This is a genomic window from Mesorhizobium sp. WSM4836 (genome assembly GCF_055811815.1).
In genome coordinates this window covers 210,733-233,333 of the sequence record NZ_JBVVQF010000003.1, presented here as the reverse complement: position 1 = coordinate 233,333, position 22,601 = coordinate 210,733, and the positions used below count along the sequence as shown (strand labels likewise).

24 protein-coding genes and 2 pseudogenes are annotated in these 22,601 nt (G+C 62.4%); 12 read left to right on the top strand and 14 right to left on the bottom strand.

The window, feature by feature from the left end; all coding sequences use genetic code 11:
• Positions 1 to 234: 234 nt before the first annotated feature.
• Positions 235 to 477, top strand: a complete 243-nt coding sequence (locus AC0L2P_RS05380; protein WP_473500193.1) for a hypothetical protein — start codon at positions 235 to 237, stop codon at positions 475 to 477.
• Positions 478 to 659: 182 nt separating this feature from the next.
• Here the strand turns inward: AC0L2P_RS05380 and AC0L2P_RS05375 are convergent, their stop codons facing one another.
• On the bottom strand, positions 660 to 971 hold the full coding sequence (locus AC0L2P_RS05375) for a hypothetical protein (protein WP_473500192.1): 312 nt from the start codon (positions 969 to 971) through the stop codon (positions 660 to 662).
• A gap of 326 nt (positions 972 to 1,297) precedes the next feature.
• Between AC0L2P_RS05375 and AC0L2P_RS05370 the strand changes: the two genes are divergently transcribed.
• Positions 1,298 to 1,462 carry a DUF3309 family protein gene (locus AC0L2P_RS05370; RefSeq protein ID WP_023677107.1) on the top strand — a complete coding sequence of 55 codons (165 nt, stop codon included), beginning with the start codon at positions 1,298 to 1,300 and terminating at the stop codon, positions 1,460 to 1,462.
• Between the two features lie 163 nt (positions 1,463 to 1,625).
• On the opposite strand, the gene AC0L2P_RS05365 is transcribed toward AC0L2P_RS05370, so the two are convergent.
• Positions 1,626 to 1,823 carry a hypothetical protein gene (locus tag AC0L2P_RS05365; RefSeq protein ID WP_254815757.1) on the bottom strand — a complete coding sequence of 66 codons (198 nt, stop codon included), beginning with the start codon at positions 1,821 to 1,823 and terminating at the stop codon, positions 1,626 to 1,628.
• Positions 1,824 to 2,323: 500 nt separating this feature from the next.
• Here AC0L2P_RS05365 and AC0L2P_RS05360 point away from each other — a divergent pair, with 500 nt between their 5' ends.
• Positions 2,324 to 3,055, top strand: a complete 732-nt coding sequence (locus AC0L2P_RS05360; RefSeq protein WP_473500191.1) for a Crp/Fnr family transcriptional regulator — start codon at positions 2,324 to 2,326, stop codon at positions 3,053 to 3,055.
• Positions 3,056 to 3,225: 170 nt separating this feature from the next.
• Positions 3,226 to 3,753 carry a YciE/YciF ferroxidase family protein gene (locus AC0L2P_RS05355; RefSeq protein ID WP_473500190.1) on the top strand — a complete coding sequence of 176 codons (528 nt, stop codon included), beginning with the start codon at positions 3,226 to 3,228 and terminating at the stop codon, positions 3,751 to 3,753.
• Positions 3,754 to 3,810: 57 nt separating this feature from the next.
• Here AC0L2P_RS05355 and AC0L2P_RS05350 read toward each other — a convergent pair.
• From AC0L2P_RS05350 to AC0L2P_RS05340, 3 genes and pseudogenes are all read right to left on the bottom strand, one after another.
• Positions 3,811 to 5,563, bottom strand: a pseudogene (locus AC0L2P_RS05350) (thiamine pyrophosphate-dependent enzyme).
• 101 nt (positions 5,564 to 5,664) lie between these two features.
• On the bottom strand, positions 5,665 to 6,663 hold the full coding sequence (locus tag AC0L2P_RS05345) for an ATP-dependent DNA ligase (RefSeq protein ID WP_473500189.1): 999 nt from the start codon (positions 6,661 to 6,663) through the stop codon (positions 5,665 to 5,667).
• Positions 6,664 to 6,693: 30 nt separating this feature from the next.
• Positions 6,694 to 6,861, bottom strand: a complete 168-nt coding sequence (locus AC0L2P_RS05340; protein ID WP_473500188.1) for a hypothetical protein — start codon at positions 6,859 to 6,861, stop codon at positions 6,694 to 6,696.
• A gap of 226 nt (positions 6,862 to 7,087) precedes the next feature.
• Between AC0L2P_RS05340 and AC0L2P_RS05335 the strand changes: the two genes are divergently transcribed.
• Both AC0L2P_RS05335 and AC0L2P_RS05330 read left to right on the top strand, forming a co-directional pair.
• Complete coding sequence (locus AC0L2P_RS05335; RefSeq protein WP_473500187.1) at positions 7,088 to 7,792, top strand: MgtC/SapB family protein; 705 nt, start codon at positions 7,088 to 7,090, stop codon at positions 7,790 to 7,792.
• Between the two features lie 94 nt (positions 7,793 to 7,886).
• Positions 7,887 to 9,149 (top strand): DUF763 domain-containing protein, encoded by a 1,263-nt coding sequence (locus AC0L2P_RS05330; protein WP_473500186.1) that lies wholly within the window; start codon positions 7,887 to 7,889, stop codon positions 9,147 to 9,149.
• Positions 9,150 to 9,159: 10 nt separating this feature from the next.
• Here AC0L2P_RS05330 and AC0L2P_RS05325 read toward each other — a convergent pair whose 3' ends face one another.
• Complete coding sequence (locus AC0L2P_RS05325) at positions 9,160 to 9,603, bottom strand: PPC domain-containing DNA-binding protein (RefSeq protein WP_473500185.1); 444 nt, start codon at positions 9,601 to 9,603, stop codon at positions 9,160 to 9,162.
• A 29-nt stretch (positions 9,604 to 9,632) separates the two neighbouring features.
• Entirely contained in the window at positions 9,633 to 9,794 is a 162-nt protein-coding gene (locus AC0L2P_RS05320; RefSeq protein ID WP_473500184.1) for a peptide ABC transporter permease, read from the bottom strand.
• Positions 9,795 to 10,016: 222 nt separating this feature from the next.
• Here AC0L2P_RS05320 and AC0L2P_RS05315 point away from each other — a divergent pair, with 222 nt between their 5' ends.
• From AC0L2P_RS05315 to AC0L2P_RS05305, 3 genes and pseudogenes are all read left to right on the top strand, one after another.
• Positions 10,017 to 10,643: a (2Fe-2S)-binding protein gene (locus tag AC0L2P_RS05315; protein ID WP_473500183.1), complete on the top strand. Its 627-nt coding sequence runs from the start codon at positions 10,017 to 10,019 to the stop codon at positions 10,641 to 10,643.
• A gap of 1 nt (position 10,644) precedes the next feature.
• Positions 10,645 to 11,667 carry an FAD binding domain-containing protein gene (locus AC0L2P_RS05310; RefSeq protein ID WP_473500182.1) on the top strand — a complete coding sequence of 341 codons (1,023 nt, stop codon included), beginning with the start codon at positions 10,645 to 10,647 and terminating at the stop codon, positions 11,665 to 11,667.
• A 3-nt stretch (positions 11,668 to 11,670) separates the two neighbouring features.
• Positions 11,671 to 13,949, top strand: a pseudogene (locus AC0L2P_RS05305) (xanthine dehydrogenase family protein molybdopterin-binding subunit).
• Between the two features lie 146 nt (positions 13,950 to 14,095).
• On the opposite strand, the gene AC0L2P_RS05300 reads toward AC0L2P_RS05305, so the two are convergent.
• The 5 genes from AC0L2P_RS05300 to AC0L2P_RS05280 form a co-directional block, all read right to left on the bottom strand.
• Positions 14,096 to 15,811 (bottom strand): HAD family hydrolase, encoded by a 1,716-nt coding sequence (locus AC0L2P_RS05300; protein WP_473500181.1) that lies wholly within the window; start codon positions 15,809 to 15,811, stop codon positions 14,096 to 14,098.
• Positions 15,812 to 15,815: 4 nt separating this feature from the next.
• A complete protein-coding gene (locus AC0L2P_RS05295) occupies positions 15,816 to 16,787 on the bottom strand; it encodes an SDR family oxidoreductase (protein WP_473500180.1) in 972 nt (323 codons plus the stop codon).
• A 163-nt stretch (positions 16,788 to 16,950) separates the two neighbouring features.
• Positions 16,951 to 17,253, bottom strand: coding sequence for a hypothetical protein (locus tag AC0L2P_RS05290; protein WP_473500179.1), 303 nt, complete (start codon positions 17,251 to 17,253; stop codon positions 16,951 to 16,953).
• Positions 17,254 to 17,749: 496 nt separating this feature from the next.
• The gene (locus AC0L2P_RS05285; RefSeq protein WP_473500178.1) at positions 17,750 to 19,150 is read right to left on the bottom strand and encodes a phospholipase D-like domain-containing protein; all 1,401 of its coding nucleotides are present in this window, start codon (positions 19,148 to 19,150) and stop codon (positions 17,750 to 17,752) included.
• A 63-nt stretch (positions 19,151 to 19,213) separates the two neighbouring features.
• A complete protein-coding gene (locus AC0L2P_RS05280) occupies positions 19,214 to 20,029 on the bottom strand; it encodes an endonuclease/exonuclease/phosphatase family protein (RefSeq protein WP_473500177.1) in 816 nt (271 codons plus the stop codon).
• Between the two features lie 243 nt (positions 20,030 to 20,272).
• Between AC0L2P_RS05280 and AC0L2P_RS05275 the strand changes: the two genes are divergently transcribed.
• The 3 genes from AC0L2P_RS05275 to AC0L2P_RS05265 all read left to right on the top strand — a co-directional run bounded on the left by AC0L2P_RS05275 (position 20,273) and on the right by AC0L2P_RS05265 (position 21,648).
• The gene (locus AC0L2P_RS05275) at positions 20,273 to 20,878 is read left to right on the top strand and encodes an alpha/beta fold hydrolase (RefSeq protein WP_473500176.1); all 606 of its coding nucleotides are present in this window, start codon (positions 20,273 to 20,275) and stop codon (positions 20,876 to 20,878) included.
• Positions 20,875 to 21,174, top strand: coding sequence for an alpha/beta fold hydrolase (locus tag AC0L2P_RS05270; protein ID WP_473500175.1), 300 nt, complete (start codon positions 20,875 to 20,877; stop codon positions 21,172 to 21,174). Before AC0L2P_RS05275 ends, AC0L2P_RS05270 begins: the two co-directional genes overlap by 4 nt.
• 132 nt (positions 21,175 to 21,306) lie before the next feature.
• Positions 21,307 to 21,648: a DUF427 domain-containing protein gene (locus AC0L2P_RS05265; RefSeq protein ID WP_473500174.1), complete on the top strand. Its 342-nt coding sequence runs from the start codon at positions 21,307 to 21,309 to the stop codon at positions 21,646 to 21,648.
• A 31-nt stretch (positions 21,649 to 21,679) separates the two neighbouring features.
• Here the strand turns inward: AC0L2P_RS05265 and AC0L2P_RS05260 are convergent, their stop codons facing one another.
• Both AC0L2P_RS05260 and AC0L2P_RS05255 read right to left on the bottom strand, forming a co-directional pair.
• Complete coding sequence (locus AC0L2P_RS05260) at positions 21,680 to 22,096, bottom strand: HD domain-containing protein (RefSeq protein WP_473500173.1); 417 nt, start codon at positions 22,094 to 22,096, stop codon at positions 21,680 to 21,682.
• A 130-nt stretch (positions 22,097 to 22,226) separates the two neighbouring features.
• A complete protein-coding gene (locus tag AC0L2P_RS05255; RefSeq protein WP_473500172.1) occupies positions 22,227 to 22,598 on the bottom strand; it encodes an avidin/streptavidin family protein in 372 nt (123 codons plus the stop codon).
• Positions 22,599 to 22,601 lie beyond the last annotated feature (3 nt).

Genomic DNA, 22,601 nt, shown 5'->3' with positions numbered 1-22,601 from the left:
CTTCGGGGGGGGGGGGGGGCCCCCCCCCCCCCCCCCCCGCCCGCGGGGGGGGGGGGGGGGGGGGGGGGGGGGGGGCCCCCCCCCCCCCCCCCCCCGCCAAACAGTGGTCTTGGGATGATGCAAAAGACCGCCAGCCGGGTTCTGGAAAGTGCAACGCTACCGGCCAGACCGTACGGAATCGTACAAGCTCTTTCGCTTTGCCGCAGTCTTGCTATCGTCGGCGGGGAGAGATGGGTGGAGGCTTCCGTGGGGCAGATCAAGTCGCCGCTTGGAATCGGTATCGATGCCGACAAAGCCGTCCATACCGTCATGGCCGACTACCATCCCGGTGACATTCTCTCGACCACCGTCGTCATAGCCGATTTGCGCAAACGCTTCCCCTGGTTCCGGCAAACCGACGAGGAGCTGGTTGGCTTCATCGTTCGGGCGCTGGACGGTCGGGAGATCGCGGTCAGCTTCGACCATCGCGGCCGTTAATGCGTGTCGCGCAAAAGTGTGCAGCGGTTTTGCGACAACGACATGCATGAAAACAAGAACCTAAAGCGCATCGCAAGAGGCCGATCGAACGCGATGCGCTTTTAGGCACCTGATTTGCCGCAAGACGAGCCGACCGCGGAGCCTAGCCTCCGCGGCCTCGTCCGGCTGTGATCACCGGGCGCTTACTTGCCGCAGTGGTTGTCGTTCACCGTCGGCGCCATCGTGCCCGGAGCCTTGCCGGTCGCATCGGGCATAGCCCCCTGCGGGCTCGGCGGGCAATTCCGGTCGGCATTCGAATCCGTCGTTGAGAAATCGCGAATGCTGTTGGTGATGGTCGAATCCGTGCCGGTGTCAGGGACACCATTGTCCGGAACTACGACCGTCCGCCCGCTACCGTCGGCAGCGGCTCCGGAGGGGTCGCCGACGTTCTGGGCCATCGCTGACGTGGCCAGACCGATCGTAAGCGCCGAAGCTGCGAGAATTTTCGTGAGCATGATGCTTCTCCTTTTTTACGAGGGTCGTCGCGTTGCGACCACGAAAACAACCGTTCGGGACGGGCGAAGGTTCCAACAAATTCCCAATGAATTCAGCCTGTTCTCAGGTGTTCAAGGCGGCCGTCACGCCATTCTCCGCAGGCACGCTTCCGTGGATTTTTCTAACGGCACAGCCCGGCATTTTGCGCGACGCATGAGCGTACGCCTTGCTGTCCCGCCGGAACAGGAATGCTCCTCGCGAGTTCATACCTTTGTACGTTCATACCTTTGTACAATGCGACGCGCTGACGCGAATGGCAGCAGCGCAAACAAGGAGAGCAGACATCATGGGCCTTGGAACCATTCTCATCATCATCTTGGTCCTTGCCTTGCTTGGCGGCTTCAGCGGGTTGGGCGGCGGACCGTTCTATGGCACCGGCTATTACGGTGGTGGCGGCCTCGGCCTGGTGTTGCTTATCGTCATCATCCTGGTCCTGCTTGGGCGCATTTAGCGTATGCCCACGACCAAAACGCCTGCCGCTTCGTAATAAACGCCGGGCGTTTTGTCGTGAAAAGACAAGATTTGCAAGATCCCTGGCCAATCAAGGACCCGGGCTAGAAAAGGCGACCCGGTGCCGAACCTTTCGGCACCGAGGACACCACCACAGCAGCAGCTTAGTGTTGGCGATCGGCGGCCAGCGCTTCTTTCAGATCGGCGCTGAGCACACCCTCGTTGAACAGCGACATGATACGGGCGGCCAACCGCTCGCGGACAGGACTGTCGTCCGCAACACCCAACTCGCGGCAGCAGTCGTCGAGGGCTTTTCTCAGCACGCTCAGTTCGGCTGGAGTTGCTGCACCTTGCATCGACATGCCATCCTCCCTTGAAAAGGGCGAAAGCGCGAAGCGTCTTTCAAGCGTCCACTCGCCATGTCTGTGTGGGCGCTTCCAATTCAATTAGCGCCGCTCTCGTCCAAACTCAATGTACGGAAATTACCAAGCAGACAGTTTGGGAACGACTGCCTTGCACCTGCATTGTTGCTGCGATCCAACCCACCCCTCATTTGGATCACTGGGCGTAGCCCACGACGCCCGAATGGAGCCCGTTGCATCCCTCGCGACGGGCTCTTTCGCGCCCGATGATCTCAATTGTCGTTTTCGTACCAAACCATCTTTGGTACGTTTCCAACTCTAACTTTCAGTCGGATGTTTTCGTAGGCAAGCGGCAGGAGAAACTGCCGTGCATCGACTCATTTTTTTATTTAGTAGGCTCCATACCTTTGAGTGCTTATATCAGCGCTATCGTCCGCAGGTTATACCGGGCGCGGACGGCTGGGAGATAAAAGAGCTCTTGCCCTGTTTTGGGGCTAGCTATGTCTGATCCAGCAATTTCCAATAAAAATCTATACAAGAACAAGCTGTTGCGCCGGATGAGCGCCGACGATTTAGCATCTCTCGAGCCGCACCTCGAGCGCTGTTCCCTGGATCTGCGGCAATCGCTCGAAGTACCCGGATCGCCGATCGAGGCTATCTATTTTCTCGAGGACGGCATTGGTTCGGTAGTTGCGAAAATGCCGAACGGCAGCGATGCGGAAGTTGGCCTTATTGGCTTGGAAGGTATGACCGGTTCCGCCTTGGTGATGGGCGACGACCGTACGATCCATGATTGCTACGTCCAACTGGCGGGAGAAGCCGCCAGGATCGACGCCGAGCCGTTCAAGGCGGCGCTGACGCAAAGCCCGACGCTGCGGCTGTTCCTGCTGCGCTACGTGCAATATCTGCATGTCCAGACTGGTTACACCGCGCTGGTCAACGCGCGATCGAAACTCGAAGACCGGCTGGCGCGCTGGCTGCTCATGTGTGACGATCGGGTGGCCGGCGACCGGCTGACGATCACTCACGAATTCCTGTCGATCATGCTTGGCGTAAGGCGCCCGGGTGTCACGGTCGCGCTGCAGCTGCTTGAGGGGCGCGGGCTCATCCGGTCCCGCCGCGGCGAAATTATCATCCGCGATCGCGACGGTCTCGTCGCACTGGCCGATGGCGGCTACGGCCTTGCCGAGGCCGAATATACCCGCCTGGTCGAGCATATCGGCGAGCGCTGACTGCGCTTTCCTCGCCGAGTGCTGCCGCAGGTCGAGGCCCCTTGCGACACCACACAGCGGGTCGGAAAAAAGTTTCAAAGCTCTTGAACCGTCAGGGAACTTGTTTCCCATCGGAGGGTTATGGGACGCCTCCATTTTTGCGAGATGGCACCAACGTTCGGGAGAGGATCATGGCGACTACGAAAAAGGCCGCGAAGGCGGCAAGCAAGGGCCTTGAGGATCTGTTCCTCGACGGGCTCAAAGACCTCTACTACGCCGAGAAGAAGATACTGAAAACGCTGCCTAAAATGGCCAAGGGCGCCGAGTCGGAAGAAGTGACCGCCGCCTTCGAGAAACACCGCATGGAAACCGAAGGACATGTCGACCGCCTCGAGGAGGTGTTCGAGAAATTCGGCAAGCCGGCTCGCGGCAAGACCTGTCCGGCGATTGACGGCATCATCGAAGAGGGCTCGGAAGTGCTCGAGGAGTATAACGGTGCTCCCGCGCTCGACGCCGGGCTTGTCGGTGCGGCGCAGGCTGTCGAACATTACGAGATCGCTCGTTACGGCACTTTGATCGCGTGGGCGGAAGAACTCGGCAAGAACGACGTTGTCGAGCTGCTCAGGGCAACGCTCAAGGAAGAAGTTGCGACCGATGAAGCGCTTTCCAAGCTCGGCGAAAGCGGTGTCAACGAACGCGCAATGCAAGAAGCCGCTTGATCGACAAGATCGCCTCCGAGCCTCGGCAGCAGTCAGCCGGGGCTCGGTTGGTAACAGCTATTTCCCGGCATCCATCATCGCCTTTATCGGCTGGCGGGAGATGTTTTCCTCGATCCTTTCATGGCCGGGCGTTTGCGGCAGCGAAATTCTTGGCATAGTCGCGCGGCATTTTCGGCGGCATCATCGGCTCGTAGGCATCGACCAGCGCTTCTACGACGACCGGTCCTTCCGCCGCAAAAACCTCATCCAGGACGCTGCCCAACTGGTCGGCCCGCTCGATGCTGAAACCCTTGCCGCCCATCGCTTCTGCCGCCTTGGCGAAATCGATCGGCTGCAATTCGCAGCCGAATTGCGGATTGCCCAGGAACATCATCTGCTCCCAGGCGATCTGGTTGAGCATGTTGTTCTTGATGACCAAGACTTTCAGCGGGATCTTGTAGCGTACTGCCGTCGAGAATTCGCCGAGCTGCATGGCAAAGCCGCCGTCTCCGACAATGGCAGCGATCGGCCGTCCCGGGAAAGCGATACCGGCGGCGATCGCGTAGCTGAGGCCGCAGGCCATTGAAGCCAGTGCTCCCGAGACGCCGAACGCCTGGCCCTGCCGGAGATCGACATGGCGCGCCGCTAACTCCGTGTTCTGGCCCGAATCCGTCGCCAACACCGTGTCTGCGGCCAGCCTTTCGCCAAAGGCGCGAGCCACAAGCTGTGGCTTGAGCGGATGGGCATTCCTGTCTTCCGATTGCCGCATCATCTGCCGCCATCTTTGCATCGAAGCCTGGGCATCATGCAGAAATTCGCTGGTCGGCTTTTGTCTGAGCCGCCGATTGAGCGCGCGCAAGCTTTCTGCGGCATCGCCTACCAGCCCTGCCTCGACCGGGAAGCGCAAGCCGATGCGCTGTGCATCGCAATCGATCTGCACGCCGCGCGCCTGCTTCGGCTTCGGGTAATATTCGATGTAAGGGAAGGTCGAGCCGACGATGAGGACGGCGTCGCAGTTCTCCATCGCCTCCTGCGAAGGCAAGGTTCCCAACATGCCGATGCCGCCGGTCGTATAGGGATGGTCGTCGGGCAGCACCGCCTTGCCGAGCAGCGCCTTGATGACTGGAGCCTGCATCAGCCTTGCGGTCTCTTCCAGTTCTGGCATGGCCCCCAGAGCTCCCCGCCCGGCCAGGATTGCCACGCGCGAGGCTTCGTTGAGGATGGCAGCGGCTTTGTCCAACTCGGTATCTTGCGCTACGGCGTGTGCCGCAAACATGTCCTGAGGCGTGTGCGCGGGGCGGTTGCGCTTGGAGCGTTTGGCGGCATCGGCGGGCTGTTCCTGGATGTCGCTGGCGATAGAGAGATGCGCGACGCCCTTGCGGGCGAGCGCCGTACGGCAGGCAAGGCTTGCCACATTCTCCATATGGGCGGCGTCCGAGACATGGGCGTTGTAGATGGCGACGTCGCTGAATGCGCGGGTCAGGTCGACGTCCTGCTGGGTAAACGTCTCGATCAGGTCGTGGAACTGCATGCCGGTGATCGCCAGCACCGGCGCCTGGTCGAGCTTGGCGTCGTAGAGCCCGGTCAAAAGGTGAGTGCCGCCAGGGCCGGACGTGGCCAGGCACACGCCCAGCTTGCCGGTCCATTTCGCATAGGCGCAGGCCATGAAGGCGGCGGACTCCTCATGCCGCACCTGAACGAACGATATCTTGTCCTGGTTTCTGCGCAGCGCCTCCATGACGCCGTTGATACCGTCTCCCGGCAGGCCGAAGACGACCTTCACATCCCAGGCAATCAAGGTGTTGACGAGAATATCTGCAGCGTTTGGCATGTCGGGACCTCCAATGGACGGGTCTCGAACCAGTGAATTCTGCGTTGGTTCCCTGGTCGGCGGCAGAACGGGGCGCCTTGAAGCGGTGCTTCGGGACGGATTTACTCGATCTGCTCGAACGTGCATTGCCGCGGCTCTTTGTCCGGCCGCCAGCGCAACAGCTTGGTTCCGTGCCGGAACCGGTCGCCTGTCACATGATCGAACCGAACCTCGACCACCAGTTCAGGCTTTATCGGTTCCCATTGGCCGCTGCGCTCCGTGCTCCAGCGGCTTGGTCCGCCCGGCGCCTTGCCGGTGAAACCCGGTTTGGCCCGCAGTTTTTCCAGCCGTCTGGTCAGCACCGCCCTGTCGTCCTTGCCGATGGTCGAGGTGAAGCCGACATGGTCCAGCCTGCCTTCCTTGTTGTAGAGCCCGAGCAGCAGGGATCCGACTTCGTTGCTGCCGGCGAGATAGCGAAAGCCGCCTACCACGCAATCCGCCGTGCGCAGCCGCTTGACCTTGACCATGGCGCGCTCGCCGGGCCGGTACGGCCCGGTGATCAGTTTTGCAACGACACCGTCGGTCGAGCCGTGGCCGGCGCCCTGCAGCCAGCGCTCGGCGGTGGTGGCGTCGTGCGTGTATTTGGACAGGTGCAGTTCGAGCCGTGCCGCCGCCGCGACAAAGGTCTCGATCGCCTGCCTCCTGGTGGTGAGAGGCTCTTCGATGATGATCCTGCCGCCGGGTTCGGCCAGCATGTCGAACAGGACCAGCATGGCAGGCGTCTCCAGGCTCAACTTGCGGATCCTGCTTTCCGCTGGATGAAGGCGCATTTGCAGGGCCTCGAATGACGACGATCCGTCGACCTCGATGACGATCTCGCCGTCGGCAACAAACCGCCGCTCGCTCACATCGCGCAGCACCGCGACCAGTTCGGGAAAATAGCGGCCAAGCGGCTTGCCTGATTTTGCGCGCAGATCGACGGCATCGTCGCCCTTGAACACGAGGCAGCGAAACCCGTCCCATTTCGGTTCGTATTGCCAACGGCCGCCGCCGCCAGGAATTGCGTCGGCGGCCTTGGCTTCCATCGGATGAAGGTCGAGCGGCAACGGAAATGCGGTCATGGCTGGTCCGCGCCGCCGCTGAGGCATTCGCTACCGCCGTCCGCCATTCCCCTGTGCCCCACTTTGCCGCCTCGGCGCCTTGCGGCCAGTTTGGTCGGGTGAAGGCGACATCTGATCGACCTCGTCGGACCCACCGATCTCCTTGGTGATGCGATAAGCCAGATAGGCGACAATCCCGGCAAGCAGCAAGCGGACCATGACTGCAGATCCTTCGTTGGCGTGAACCCACCAACCCGCGGGCCGAAGGTTTTGTTCCGCCGCTGCCCATAGCGCAGGTGATTCGTCGGCGGGGCAACCAAAACCTAAGCGCATCGTTTGTTGCTTATCGACCAAAAGAATTTGCGATGAAGACGCTGTTACCCTTGTTCGCTTTGACCCTGGCGCTAAGCTTGGCCAGCAGCGCTTGGCCCGACGGGTGACCGCGATGCTCCTCGTTGTTCCGGTCTGGCAGGACATCGCGGCACGACTGCTTCTGACCGCGCTCGCCGGCCTGTTGATAGGCCTCAACCGCGAGGCGCGCGGGCACGCGGCGGGGCTACGCACCACCGTGCTGGTCGGATTGGCCGCCGCCATCGCAATGATCCAGGCTAGCATTCTGCTGGGGACCGTAGGCAAACACCCGGATTCGTTTGCATCGATGGACGTCTTGCGCTTTCCGCTGGGCGTGCTGACCGGCGTGGGCTTTATCGGCGGTGGCGCCATTCTTCGCCGCGGCAACCTTGTCAGCGGCGTCACCACGGCGGCTACGTTGTGGGTGATGACGGCGATCGGATTGGCTTTCGGCGGTGGCCAATACGGCTTGGGCGCGGCCGGCACGGCGTTGACGCTGGCCACCTTGCTGGTCCTGAAATGGGTGGACCTCCGAATTTCGCGCGAACATCACGCCCAGTTGGCGCTGACCTGGAAGGGCGCGGCTCGACAGGAGCTCGATGCGCTCATCGGGCCGCTTGGCTACCAGGCACGCCTCGTCGCAATAGAGAGGCGCCCGGGTCTCAAGGACCCGGTTTTCTCGTTCGAGATCAGTTGGAGACGGCCGGACACTGGCGCACCGCCAATGGATCTGCTGGCATCGGTGGGCGAACATTGCGAGATCCAAAGGTTTGATCTCCTGAGCGAACCTGCCCGCTAGCGCAACGATCGTGACCTGAAGCGGGCCATCGCTTCTCCAAGCCGCTTCCAGTACCTATCTGTCGAGGCAGGACTCAAGGAGCAAGCAAAAGAGCGTGGCACAGCGATCGGGAAGTGCTGATCTTCCACTTCACGGCGGACGCGTGCCGAAATGGCTCGGCGACCGCATGACGCGGCTTGGCGCGGTCATGTGCGAGGCGATCATCCACCATTACGGCCGCGATGAATTGCTGCGCCGGCTGGCGCATCCGTTCTGGTTCCAGTCCTTTGGCGCCGTGATGGGGATGGACTGGCACTCTTCCGGCATCACCACCAGCGTCGTCGGGGCGTTGAAGCGCGGCCTGTCGCCGCTTTCCGGCGAACTCGGCATCCACGTTTGCGGCGGCCGCGGCGCACACTCGCGCAAGACCCCGCACGAGCTTGCCCTGATCGGCGAGCGTGTCGGCCTCGACGGGGAAGGCCTCGCGACTGCCAGCCGGCTTGTCGCCAAGGTGGACAGCGCCGCGGTCCAGGACGGTTTCGATCTCTATCTGCACGGCTTTATCGTTACCGATGATGGCAAGTGGGTGGTGGTGCAGCAAGGCATGAACGGCGACAGCAAGGTGGCGCGCCGTTATCACTGGCTGTCCGAGGGCCTGACGAGCTTTGTCGACCAGCCGCATGCCGCCATCGAAGGCGCCAACCAGGGCGAGATCGTCAACCTGACCGACCGCCGCGCCCAAGCGTCGCGCCAGGGACAACTGGACCTTCTGCACGACTTTGGACCGGATCGCATCGTGAGGGAGCTTGCCGCTTTGGAGCGGGGTTCGGCGCCAGCGCCGGAACCGGCACAAAAGCTGCTGCCGCATCTGGTCATGCCGGCGCACCACGATGTACGCGAAAGCGATGTCGTCATGCGCCGCCTGCACGGCAACATCGCGGCGGCGGCCGAGCGCGGCCCGGCGGATTTCGCCGGCCTTCTCCTGGTGCCCAATGTCGGCGCGCGCACGGTGCGGGCGCTGGCGCTGGTTGCTGAAGTGGTGCATGGCGCGCCATGCCGTTTTTCCGATCCAGGGCGTTTCTCGCTGGCGCATGGCGGCAAGGACAGGCACCCGTTCCCCGTGCCGCTGAAAGTCTATGACGAGACCATCGGCGTGCTGAAATCGGCTGTCCAGAAGGCCAGGCTCGGACGTGAGGAAGAAATCGGCGCGTTGCGGCGGCTGGACGACCAGGCGCGGCAGGTCGAGCGCTATGTCACCGGTCCAAGCCTGAAGGAAATCGTCGCCGGGGAGTTCGAGCAATCGCATCTGCTCGGCGGCCGCAGCGTCTTCGGTTGGGAAGGCGCACCGGAAACGGCCGCAGTCAAATCAACGAAGTGATCGGCCCGGATCAAGCCTCCAAGTCGATCAGGGCGACGCCGAGTTCGGGACGTTGCCTGCGGCGCAGATGGCCAGGCGTCTCCACCAATGTGACCTCGAACGTCGGCCGCACGATGCCGTCCAGCAGATGACCGCCCCTCGTGGTGCCGTCACTCAATCCAAGGACCGCGTGGATATGCAGGCTGGGCCTGCCGTCGTCGCCGATGGCAACATCGCCGATCGCGCTCAGCACTTCGCACTGTTCCCGGACGGGGATTTTCCGGTAGGTCTTTTCTCCAGGATCGAACCAGCCGACGGTTGCCCTTTCGAAAGCGCCGAGCGCAGTCAGCGACGCACTGCCAACACCGTGATCGACCGCAAACGACGTCAGCTGCGCAAACGCCTCTTCGCCGGGATCAAGCACGACGACGAACGTTCTCTGCCCGGCGCTTTCGGCAACAAGCTGTGATTTCATGATTTCGCTCCGGCCGTCAGGAATTCAAATCACCACACCAGCAATGCCAGCAAGACGAGACCCACCAGGCCGGCGATGAAAATGATCCGGTGCGCCCGCGTCCGCAGGATGATCTCGCCCTGCCGCGCCTGCTCCGCCGAAACGACAGGACCATCCTTGTCCCGGTCGTCGCTCACCATCGTCTCCTTCATCGTCTCGGTCCGGGGGGCCACTCCAACGGACAAATCCGGCTCCTGATGAACACAATCTCGTTCGGCGGATGAGGTTCCACGATGAGCCGTGGACAACGGCTACCTGGGACTGGAACGCCTGCGCGGCGGAACGAAGATCGATCACAGGCACGTAAGGCAGGGGAACCTTGCTATCAGTCACCGGTTCGGCCGGCTTGCGACACAGCCAGCCGGGAGCCAGCCATGCCAAGCACCAGACTGTCAGGCACCACATTTGCCAGCCTGAGCCGACGCAGCTTCATGACCGGGTCCGTCTCGGCCGCGGCAGCCCCGCTTGTCGCCGCATCGGCAAAAGCCGCCGCGCCGCAGGCGGGCACAGCGGCCGAGCCGCGCGACTTGTCGGCGATCTCGCTGCGCATCAACAAGCAACCCTACAATCTTGCCCTCGACAATCGCACCAGCCTGCTCGACGCGCTGCGCGACCATGTCGGCCTGACGGGCACGAAGAAAGGCTGCGACCACGGCCAGTGCGGAGCCTGCACTGTTCTTGTCGATGGCAAGCGGGTGCTGTCGTGCCTGAGCTTCGCAGTCATGAACCAGGGCCACGAGATCACCACGGTGGAAGGGCTGGCTTCCGCTGACGGCAATTTGCATCCGATGCAGCAGGCCTTCATCGACAATGACGCCTTCCAATGCGGGTACTGCACGCCAGGCCAGATCATGTCCGCCATCGGCTGCATCGACGAAGGCCATGCCGGCTCCGAGGACGATATCCGCGAATATATGAGCGGTAATCTCTGCCGCTGTGCTGCCTACCCCAACATTGTCGCGGCCATCGTGCAGGCCCGGGACGAAATAAGGAAAGCCTGAGATGCGCCCCTTCGTTTATGAGAGACCGGCCAACGTGTCCGCGGCGGCCGCCATTGCTTCCCGTTTTGTCACCGAGGGTGTCCCGCCGACCGGGGCCGTCGCGCAATTCATCGCCGGCGGCACCAATCTGGCCGACTACATGAAGCTTGGCGTGGCGCAGCCGGAACGGCTGGTCGATCTCAACGGCCTCGGTGACCGGACCCTGCGCCAGATCGAGGTCGGGGAGGACAGCATCCGCTTCGGCGCGCTGGTCCGCATGGGGGAGGCCGCTGACGCAGGCGAGATCAAGCGCCGTTGCCCGATGCTTGCCGAAAGCCTGAAATTCGCCGCCAGCGGCCAAATCCGCAACATGGCGAGCCTGGCCGGCAATGTGCTGCAACGGACGCGGTGCGAGTATTTTCGCGAGACCTCCTGGCCGTGCAACAAGCGCGAGCCCGGCTCCGGCTGCGCTGCCATGGAGGGCTTCAACCGGCAGCATGCGGTCCTTGGCACCAGCGACGCCTGCATCGCCACCTATCACGGCGATTTCGCGCAGACGCTGATCGCCCTCGGCGCGACCGTCGAGGTCGAGGCAAGGCGCGGTATGCGCAAGATAGCGTTTTCGAAGCTGCATCGGCTGCCGGGAGACACGCCCAATCTCGAGACCGATCTGGCCCCCGACGAGGTGATCACGGCCATCGAGGTGCCCCTCGGCGCCTGGAGCCGCCGCTCGCGCTACCTAAAGATCCGCGACCGCGAATCCTATGCGTTCGCACTGGCCTCGGCGGCCGTCGCTCTGGATATGGACGGCGACACGGTCAGCCAGGCGCGCATCGCGCTTGGCGGCGTGGCGACCGTGCCATGGCGAGCCAGGGCGGCCGAGGAAGCACTGAGCGGCAAGGTACTCGACGACGCCGCGGCCGAAGCTGCCGCCGAAGCCGCGTTCGCCGAAGCCAAACCGCGCGAACACAATGCGTTCAAGATACCGCTCGGCAAGCGCACGCTTGTGCGGGCTCTGCTCGAAACGCGCGACATGAAGGTCTGACCCATGAACCAAGCTGCTCCCGCGCCGAAAGAGAACATGGGACATCCCGTTCCGCGCATCGATGCTCGCTTGAAGGTCACCGGACAGGCCGGTTATTCGGCCGACCTGCCAACCGCCAATGTTGCCTATGGCGCGCTTGCCACCAGCAACATCGCCAAGGGCAGCATCACAGCGCTGCGGCTCGAAAGGGCGCGTAAGGTGCCCGGCGTCCTCGATATCGTCAGCATCGGCGACATGGAAGGCGTCGACAAGCCGAAATTCGGCAACACCGCCGCAAGTTCGATCGCTCCGCTGCATGACAAGACCATTTTCCACGACGGCCAGATCATCGCGCTGGTGGTGGCCGAAACATTCGAGGCGGCCGAGGAAGCAGCCGCCCTGATCGGCGCCGACTACGCCGAAGAAACGCCCAGCGCCGGCTTCGATTCCAGGGAAACGGAGATGGAGCCGGCCGCCGGCAAGAGCCCATTGTTCAAGGAGGACGTCAAAGCCGGCGACTTTGATGCCGCCTATGCCGCGGCCGCCGTCAAGATCGACGAGAAATATTCGACGCCGACCCAGCACCACAATCCGATCGAGCTGTTTTCGACGACGGCGGTCTGGCGAGGTGATCAACTCACCATCTACGAGCCGAGCCAGAACGTCACCGGCTGGAAGGCCGAGCTCGCCCGGCAGCTGAAGATCGACCCGGCCAATGTGCGGATCGTCAGTCCCTATGTCGGCGGCGCTTTCGGGTCCAAAGGGCCGATGACGGCTCGCACGGCGATCGTTGCCGTTGCGGCCCGCCGGGTCGGCCGGCCGGTGCGCTGCGTCGTCAGCCGCATGCAGGCGTACGGCACCCAGACCTATAGGGCTGAGACCCGACACCGCATTCGTATCGGCGCCAACAGGGACGGCCGCATCAGCGCCTTTGCGCATGAAGGCTGGGAAGTGACCTCGCGGCCTGATTCCTATGTCGTCGGGGGCACTTCGGCCACCGGCCGCATGTACGATTACGGCTCCGTGCTGACGCACGTCTCGCTGGTGCATGCCGATCGCAACACGCCTGGCTACATGCGTTCGCCGCCCGAGACGCCCTATGTCTATGCGCTGGAAAATGCCATGGACGAGATGGCGGTGGCGCTCGGCATGGACCCGATCGAGTTCCGCCGCATCAACGAGCCGCAAAAGGAGCCGATCGGCGGCAAGCCGTTCTCCAGTCGCTCGCTCGTGAAATGCTACGACCAGGCCGCCGAGGCCTTCGGCTGGTCAAAGCGCGAGGCCGCGGTTGGCGCGATGCGTGACGGCGACTGGCTGGTCGGCATGGGCTGTGCCACCGCCATCTATCCGACGGCGGCCGCGCCATGCGCTGCCCGCGTCCGGCTGACCACGGACGGCGAGGTTCGCGTCCAATGCGGCTCGCATGAGATCGGCACCGGCGTGCGCACGGTGGCAGGGCAGATGGCGGCCGAACGGCTCGGGATAGAAATGGACAAGGTCAGCGTCGAAATGGGCGACAGCGCATTGCCGCCGGCGCCGGTGTCCGGCGGGTCGATTTCGACGGCAAGCGTGTGCTCGGCAGTGCTGAAAGCCTGCAATGCCGTCCGCGCAAAGCTCTTCGCCGCGGCCGTCGCCGAGGGCGGACCGCTTGCCGGTTCCGGCAACGCCAAGCTCGAAATGAGACAAGAGAAAATCGTCGCGGCCAACGGTAAGTCGGCTAAGCTGGCGGACGTCTTCAAGGCGATGCAGATCGGTGCGATCGAGGAATATGCCGAGTTCGCGCCAAAGGGATCGTCACCGGAGGCGCTGAAGAAGCTTTATGTCGGGCAATCGGAGTTCCACGGCGGCGACCAGGACAAGGATTCGGTGAAATATGCCTTTGGCGCCGAATTGTCGAAGTGCGCATCAACCGCCATACGTGCGAAATCAGGGTGCCGCGCATCGTCGGCGCCTTTGCTGCCGGGCGCATTATGAACACCCGCACCGCCCGCAGCCAGCTGATGGGCGGCATGATCTGGGGCATCGGCCAGGCCCTGCACGAAGCGACGGAAATCGACAGGCGTTATGCTCGCTACGTCAATCGCGACCTGCAGGATTATCTCGTACCGGTCAACGCCGACGTGAAGCAGCTGGAAGTGATCCTGGTTCCGGAGATCGACCACGAGGTGAACCCGGCCGGCGTCAAGGGCCTGGGGGAACTCGGCAATGTCGGAACCGCGGCCGCGGTCGCGAGCGCGGTCTATCACGCCACCGGCAAGCGCATCCGGGACCTGCCGGTCAGGATCGATCATCTGATCGTCTGACCTGTCCAACCCAACCGGCTTGGGACCGGCTAGCATTTTGCAGCCAAGTGGGCTCACTTGGCGTCGCAGAAATGCGGCTAAACAAATAGATAGAGCGGGATGCACGGTTCAATTTGAACGCATCCCGCTCTAGGCGCTGTTTGCATCTATTCCTTCGGCGCGGTGGCGGGCGCGGTATAACGGCGGCGCACGGCGTCGAGGACGTGGTTGCGGCTCTCCTGCGCCGAAAGTGTGCCGTCTTTCTCCGCTTCGGCGGTTTCGCGTGCCAGTTCCTTGTCCTTGATCTGGTGGCGAAACCATTCGGAATAGTCGCCAGCGCGCAAATGATGTTCCCAGGTCCTGTCGTCGATGCCCTCGGCGATCTGGGCGAAGATCATCAGATTATGGGCGCGAAGGTTCATCGCATTGTCGGGGCCGCGGAAATAGAAGCTGCCCTTCTCGTCGAGCTGGCCCTCGGCATATTTGCGGCTATGGCGCTTGAGCGACTGGCGCGGCTCGACCACCTCGACCATGGCAGGCTTCTTGTGCGCCTGCGGCCGCCAGAACAGCACACGCTCGTCTTTTGGAGAGTTCAGGTCCTTGTCCTTTGGCGGTTCGGTGCCGGTCTCCCGACAGAACGTCTTGATGACCTTTTTCGCCTTGGGGCCGAGTGCGATGACGGCGGTGACCAGCCGCAATGCTTCGGTTGAGATCGCGTCCGGATGAACGGTGATCAGGATCGTGCCCGGCAATTCCATGGCCAGCACCATTGGCGTGTCGTCGCGCCGTTTCGGCAACAGGTGATGCGCCTCGTCGATGATCAGCCAGTGTGGTCGTGCCGTGCGGAAGCGAACACCGCCAAGGCCCGGCAGCAGGTCGGCAAAGAAGTCCGGCCGCTCGTTTACGCGCAGCGCCAGGCCGTTGACCACCAAATTGTTGTCCGGCTTCTCAAGGAGGTCGAGCAGCTCCGTCTTCGTCGGCGCATTCGAGCCGTCGCCCAGCCGGACGGCGCCTTCGAGGCCGTCATAGTCGCCTTCCGGATCGAAAATGCAGAACTGAAACTTTCTCTCGACGAACCGCTCCGTCAGTGCGGTCGCTAGGGTCGATTTGCCGATACCCGAACTGCCGGCGATCAGCACCGTATCGGTTGGTGACAGATACACCTCCTTACCATCCTCCGAGCCAAGCACAATGCCGTCGCGGTCCGGCACAAGCTCGCGATCGCGCTCGACTACCTTGGCGATCAGTTCCTCGACGCCCTTTCCGCGCGCGCCGCGTGTCACGAGATCCGCCGTATCCTTGACCGCCGGCAGTGCGTTGTCGACGGCGACGCTGAGGCCGCAGGCACGCAGGAAGGCGTGGTCGTTTTCAGCGTCGCCGACACCGACGACGTTGTGCGGCGACAATCTGAGGTCCTGAAGCGCGGCTGTCAGCCCGGTCGCCTTGTTGATGCCGCTGGGCAGGATCATCACCGCGCCCTTGTTGAAGATGATTTCCAGCTCCAGCCCCAATTTCTTGATGACCTTGAGCGCGGTAGCCTGATGCGGTTCCCAGGTTGCGACGATCGAGCGTCCGACCGAAAGCGGTTTGACGCCGCGTTTCCTGAGTATGGCGATGAACTCGGGGGTGGGCGGCGGAGATATCGCCCGCTCCTCCTCGCTGGCCGGCGTGTAGATCAGCGCGCCATTTTCCGCGACCACCTTGTCGAAGATCGCGACTTCGGGAAAGACGCGTTTAAGGTCGGGCAACTCGCGCCCGGTGACGAGAATGAGCTTGCGGCCGCTCTTCTTGAAGCGTTCAAGCGCCGCAAGCGTCTTCTCGGCAACGATCCCTTCATGCGCCAGCGTGCCGTCATAATCAGTGGCCAGAGCAATGAAATACATGCCGTCAGTAGCCGCCCACGATCGGCAATATCTCGCCGGTGATGTAGCTCGAGCAGTGCGGCGAGGCGAGGAACACGTAGGCGGGCGCGATCTCCTCCGGCTGGGCCGGCCGTTTCATCGGCGTGTCGGCGCCAAATTTCGAAACATCGCCGGCTTCCTTGTCCGAGGGGTTGAGCGGAGTCCAAACCGGGCCTGGCGCCACGGCGTTCACCCTTATGCCCTTCTCGACAAGGTTGCCCGAGAGTGCGCGGGTGAAGGCATGAATGCCGCCCTTGGTCATGGAGTAATCGACCAGTTGCTTCGAGCCCTCGATGCCGGTCACTGAACCGGTATTGATGATCGCCGAACCAAGTTTCATGTGCGGCACGGCCTCCTGCGCCATGTGGAAATAGCCGTAGAGGTTGGTTTTCAGCGTCGTGTCGAAATGCTCCTCGGTCAGCTCGCTGAAATCGCTGGAGTGGATCTGGAAAGCGGCGTTGTTGACCAGCACGTCGATGCGCCCAAACGCCTCTACGATCTCAGCCACCGCGTTGTGGCAGTGGTCGCGTTCGCTGACATCGGCCTTGATCAGGATGCAGCGCCGACCTTCGGCTTCGACGGCCCTTTTGGTCTCTTCGGCATCCTTGTCCTCCGAGAGATAGACGATCGCCACATCGGCGCCTTCACGCGCATAGAGCACGGCCACCGCACGGCCGATGCCTGAATCGCCGCCGGTAATGACGGTCACTTTGCCGTCGAGCTTTTTCGATCCGATATAAAATGGCGCATCGTAAAGCGGCGCTGGCTCGATCGCCCATTCATGCCCCGGCTTCGGCTGGTGCTGCTCGGGGAAGGGCGGCTCGGGATATTTGCGGGCACCGGCCTGCATGGCGCCTTTTTGCTTGCCATTGGATTTGGACTTGTCCTTCTCGTCGATCCGGCGCTGGATGTGCCGTTGCTTGCCGGCCTCGCCGGCGATTTCCGATTTCATCTGCATGGTGATCTCCCTGGCTTGAAACCCAACAACGCGTGTCCGGCGAAAAGGTTTATGCGACCCCCGTCATTCCTTGAGCCCGGCGGCGACGATGCTGGGACGGGCGAGCATCGCTATTGGGCGGCTCACGCGTCCCCCCGTATAGGTGCGCCGGCCGCTTTCTGCGTCACAAACGCTTCTGCCAAGTCGCCCGACTGCCGGCTTGAGCCGCTCTCTTGAACTCGCGGCCACGGCCGTTGAGTTGCCTGGCCTCGTCCTCGGCTGCGTCTTCAAGCTTGGCGACGAGCAGATCCTTGAGGTCGCCAACCTCTTCCTCGATGTCTTCTATGGGTACGCCGGCGTCGGCCGCCTCTTCCTTGCATTCCCTAGCGAGGATTTCCGCCTCCTTTTCAAGCTTGATCGGAGGCGACGGTACATGAACGTTTTCGTGGATCCAGTCCTGCAAGAATTCTAGCGCACTATCACTCATGGCGCTCACCTATAGCGGCAACATGTAGCGCACATTAACGTATGTGGCGCAAAATGGATGCTTGGTAACGCCGGATTTCGAATAACGATACTTGACGATATCGTGATCGCGGGAGAGCTAGAGCTTCTGCAGCCAAACGGGATCACTGACGTCGCAGAAATGCGGCCAGCCAGACAGTTGGAGCGGGATCTAATTTGAACGCATCCCGACCTCAGGACGTGTTGCGCCGCCGCGCCGGTGTTGCTCGATTCGGATCGCCTGACGGTCGAACATCGTCATCGGCAGCAGCCGGTCGTGCCGGCCACTCAGCGGCGCGGCCGACGCGCATTTTACGTTTAGGCGCCATCCAGAACGGCAAGAGCTCAGCAAGAAAACGGTATATCGTGGTCTTCATCGGCATGCTCCGGACACGGGTTACAACTCGTGGTCCCAGGCTTCCGTTCCGATGAAGTGTTCCGTTCCGACAAAAAGTCCGGTTCCGACGAATCCGTCGCCTCTACAATTGCGATTCGATCGGCAGGTATCCAACCAGCGTTGCAACGATGCGCCGATAGAGACTGGCCTCCGGTTCACGCGAATATCGCCGGATCTCCCCATCCGCCATGCCGAGCCACCGCAAGGCGCCTTTGTCCAGGATCAGCTGGTAGCTCGTCTGAGGCGACTTTTCGTGCTCGAACTGCCGGCGCAACTTCATCACCAGATTGGTATCGTGGAAAAGCACGCCCATTTCCGCATTCAACGACACCGAACGCGGATCGAAATTGAAGGAACCGACAAACCCCAGCGTATCGTCGACGGTGAAGGCTTTGGTGTGGAGGCTGGCTCCCTTCGAGCCGAAAACGGAGATGTTGGCCTGGCGGTCGAAGGGCTGCAATTCGAAAAGCCGGACACGCTTTTTAAGCAGCTTGCGGCGGTATTTGGCATAGGCGCCGTGCACGGCGGCGACGTCCGTCGCGGCGAGCGAGTTGGTCAGGATCGCAACTTCGGCGCCACGGTCCACCAGCTTCGACAGGATGGCCAACCCGGTGCGGCTGGGGATGAAATAGGGCGAGACAATTTCGAGACGCTGCCTAGTCGCCGCGATAGCGGGAAGCAGCTCCTTGGTCAGCCAGTTCCTGCGCCTCTTGCCGCGCACCTTTTCCGGTGGATCGGAAATGACGCGAACGCCTTTCGTCCAGCAGACGTCGCTGTGCGCTGCAATGAACTCCGTGATCGTGCGCCAGGCACCGACGCTGTCCAAAAGCTGGCCGCCCGCGGTCGCGCCGAGATTGTCGAGGAAATCGGCGCGCGAGCCCGCCGCAGCCGGGTTGAGCAGCTGGATCGGCTTTGCCGCGTCGCAATTCCAGAACGCCTCGAATATCTGCATCGTCTGCCCTACGGCAGGACCGAGAAGCAACAGGTCGAGATCGCGGAAATTCGTCTCCGCAGCGTCGAAATAGGCATCGCCGATGTTCCTTCCGCCGACGATGGCCAAGCCCTCATCGGCGATCCAGGCCTTGTTGTGCATGCGGCGGGTCATCGCAAACAGCCGTGCGACCATCTCCAGCGAGCGAAAGATGCTGCCGTTCCTCATGCCGCTGGGGTTGAACAGCCGCAACTCGATGTTCTTGTAGCTGTTGAGCGCCAGGTAAGCGGCGTCGCTATTGCGCGGATTTATATCGTCCAGCAGCATGCGGACGCGGACACCGCGCTCCGCCGCCTTGACGACCTCCTGCATCAGTAGACGGCCGCTATGGTCGTCGTGCCAGAGGTAGTACATCAGGTCGAGGCTGCTTGTGGCACTGCGCGCGGCAAGGATTCGCGCGGCAAACGCGTCATAATTGTCGGCGATCAGCAGCAGCCCGCTATTGCCTGCCGCGATCTTGTCCCGGGCAAACCGCGAAATGGCTGTATCCATGAAGTGCACCGGCAAACATCAGCGAAGCAAACCGTCTGAAATCTGACTAACAACCCTTCAGGTTCATTCTGGTTGCAGTCGCGGCTGCCGTATGGCGTCCAGGTTCAGCCGGGCCTTGATCGGCAGATGGTCGGAAGCCCGCTGCGCCAGCGGCGTCTTGTGCACCTCGATGCTGGAAATCAGGTGCGGCGGCCTGGCCAGGATGCGGTCGAGCGCAAATAGCGGAAAGCGCGACGGAAAGCTCGGCAGAACCGCATCGATAGGACCGAAATGCGGCAGCAGGGGCAGCAGCGAAGACCTGTTGCGGACGCGCCATTCGTTGAGGTCGCCAAGCAGGATTGTTGGCCGCAGAACCGGGTGCGTGGCTTCGACCAGTGCGTTGGCTTGCTGCGAGCGCGACCGCCGCAGCAAGCCAAAATGTGCGGCTATGATCCTGAGCGAAACGCCCTTCAGCTCCAGGTCCACGATGACCGCACCGCGCGGCTCGAGGCCGGGCAGCCGGATCTGGTTCACGCTTTCGACCACGCCGCGGCGTGCCAGGATCAGATTTCCGTGCCAGCCATGGCTGCGGCGGTTTTCCGGGACATGGGTGGGGACGAGATCGCTGTCCCGCTCGATCGCTGCGAGATCCAGCAATCCCTGCCTGCTTCCGGTTCTTTCGTCGGCCTCCTGCAAAGCAATGATATCGGCGTCGAGTTCCCTAACCACGGCCGCGACACGCTCCGGATCGAACCTGCCGTCGGTGCCGACGCATTTATGCACATTGTAGGATGCGACCGTGGTGCACGAAATTTCATTGCCGGGGGCCGCAAACCGCGGCACTTCCCTTCGCAGCGCAGCGCCAAGCGACCTTGGAAGGTTGGGCGATCGATCCAGCATCTGATCCATTTGCCGTTGAGTCGGTGAGTAGCGGCCATTGCGATTATGCCGCGTGCGGAGGTCTGAAACAACGACGACCTTGCAAAACCGTTCCTGTTGGTCCTCTTCACTGCGAGCAGCGGTGAGCTTCCATTGGCAGTCTGCCCTATGTCATGGAACAATCGCGGCCGCGCGAGGTTCAGCAAACTTGCGCCGAAGTCGATCTGACGCCATTCGGCATGATCGAAACGGGATTGCCGGATCATGGAAACACCCGCCATCTGCACCACGCCGTTGCTGCGCATCGCATACATCGCCGGTGGCCCTGAAGCCGGCGCGCCCGTTCTGCTCCTCCACGGCTGGCCGGACGACGCAACCACCTTCGCGCGCATTGCGCCTGTCCTGCATCGTGCCGGCTTCCGTACCTTTGCGCCGTGGCTGCGTGGGTTCGGCAAAACCGCCTTCCTGTCGGACGAGACCATGCGATCCGGTGAAATTGCCGCCATGGCCCAGGACGTGATCGATTTCGCCGACGCCCTTGGCCTCGGCCGCTTTGCGGTCGTCGGCCACGATTGGGGCGCTCGTATCGCTTATCTGCTCGCCTCGGTATTTCCCGAAAGGATACGATGCTGCGCGGCATTGTCGCTTGGCTGGCAGCCGGGCGAACTCGCGACGCCGCCGCTGGGCCAGGTCAGGGCATTCTGGTACCAATGGTTCATGGCAACGCATCGCGGCGCCGAGGTCGTTCGCCAGCAAGGCAAGGCGTTCGCGCATTTCCAATGGGAGAGCTGGAGCCCGCCCGGCTGGTTCGAGGAAGAGCTCTCGACAGCGTTGCCGCTTCCTTCGTTAATCCCGATTGGGCCGACGTGACGTTGCACGCCTACAGGGTTCGCTGGGGCGAAGCCGATCCCGATCCGCGCTACGCCGACCTTGCCCGCCGCCAGATTTCCGCCAAGTCTATTCCCGCGCCTACTCTGACGATCCACGGCGATGCCGACAGCGTTGTGCTGCCGCAATCGTCCGAAGACAAGGAGCGACACTTCACGGCCCATTATGAGCGCCAGCTTCTAGCTGGCATCGGCCACTTTCCGACGCGCGAAGCACCCGAGCGCGTTGCCGATCACCTTGTGAGATTCCTCGACAGTTTCGGAAGAGGAGAGGCGTAGAGCTGGAACCCTGATGGGCGATGGTACGTTTCGGGAAGGCAGCGCAGTCAACGGAGAAGTCGAATGCAGTCCTTAGCCGCAAATTCCGCCCCCCGGCCAGGTCCGCTCAGGATTGTCCCGTTCGATGGAACCGTGACCGTTCGGTTCTCCGACGCCATTATTGCGTCGAGCGAGCGGGCAAAGCTGCTCTACGAAGGCGATCATGATCCTGTCTTCTACATACCGTTCGAGGACATCTATTTCGACCTTCTGGAGAAGACGAACACGACGAGCCACAGCCCGCTGAAGGGTACGGCAAGCTATTGGCGTGTTCATGCGGTCGGTTCGTCGGCAGAAGACTTCATGTGGGCCTACGAGACGCCCGACACCCCGGCATTGGCGATCGCCCGCCACGGCGCGTTCGATCCCGGCCGGGCGCGGATCGAGGCCGATCCCGCGGAGGACAAGCGGCATACGCCGCACGTCACCGAATAGGTCCAAATCGGCGACATGCGCCAGCCTTCCGTCAGCTCGCGAACTCTTCTCTGAGAATGCGCAGGCCGTCTTCGTATTTCGCTGTCGAGGCCCCGATCTGCCGCGCCTGCCATAGATTGTCGGCAAGATCGGCGCGCTTGACAGGCAACGCCAACGGATTGGCCGCGGCCCTGCGAACGAAAGCGGCATCATCCTCGTTCGGCAATCGCGTCATGGCGTCCACGGCAGATACGATGGACGGCCCGAACCCGGCCGCCTCAAGCCGGTCGCGGTTCCAGCCGTCGCCTTTTTCGATGATGTCGTGAAGATAGGCGATGGCCTTCTGGTCGAGCGTTTCGACGGCATCGACGACCCGGCGGCAATGTTCGATGTAAGGCCGCCCTGTCTTGTCCGCCTGTCCGGCATGGGCCTGTTCGGCGATTTTTGCTGCGCGATAAAGCACGCTCATTGGTAGACCCCGTAAGCAACAGCGCATGTCCTGGCGCACCAACGCGCCATCGTTAGCGCGAGTTCCGATGCACTGCGGGACCCTTCCTGCCTCGCTTGCGAGCTGAATGCCGTCACAGCGGCGCGACTTGTCAGGAGATGCGTTCAAAACTGTCGAGGCTGGTTCCAAACGCGCGCCAGGCGGGGAGTTTCCTGGCACGGGCCGGGGCACCTTCCTTTTCCGCCGACAAAGCGGCGTCCGCAACGGTGTGCCACAGCATCTCCAGCTTCCCGTTCCTGAGGATTCCGGTATAGCTCACCGCCGCGGCTCCGGCCCGCCCTTCGGCCGCGCAGGTGAATCCGATGACGTCTCCATGGCAGGCTCCGAACAGCGGCACCGTCATGCCGAAGAAGGCGCTGTCCTCCAGCGCCGTCCTGAAGGTGCCGCCGATCCGTCCGCCCTCTTCGCTGGTCAGTTCGACGACCGACCCGTACTGGTTCCGCCAGGTGCCCAGCCAACTCATTGC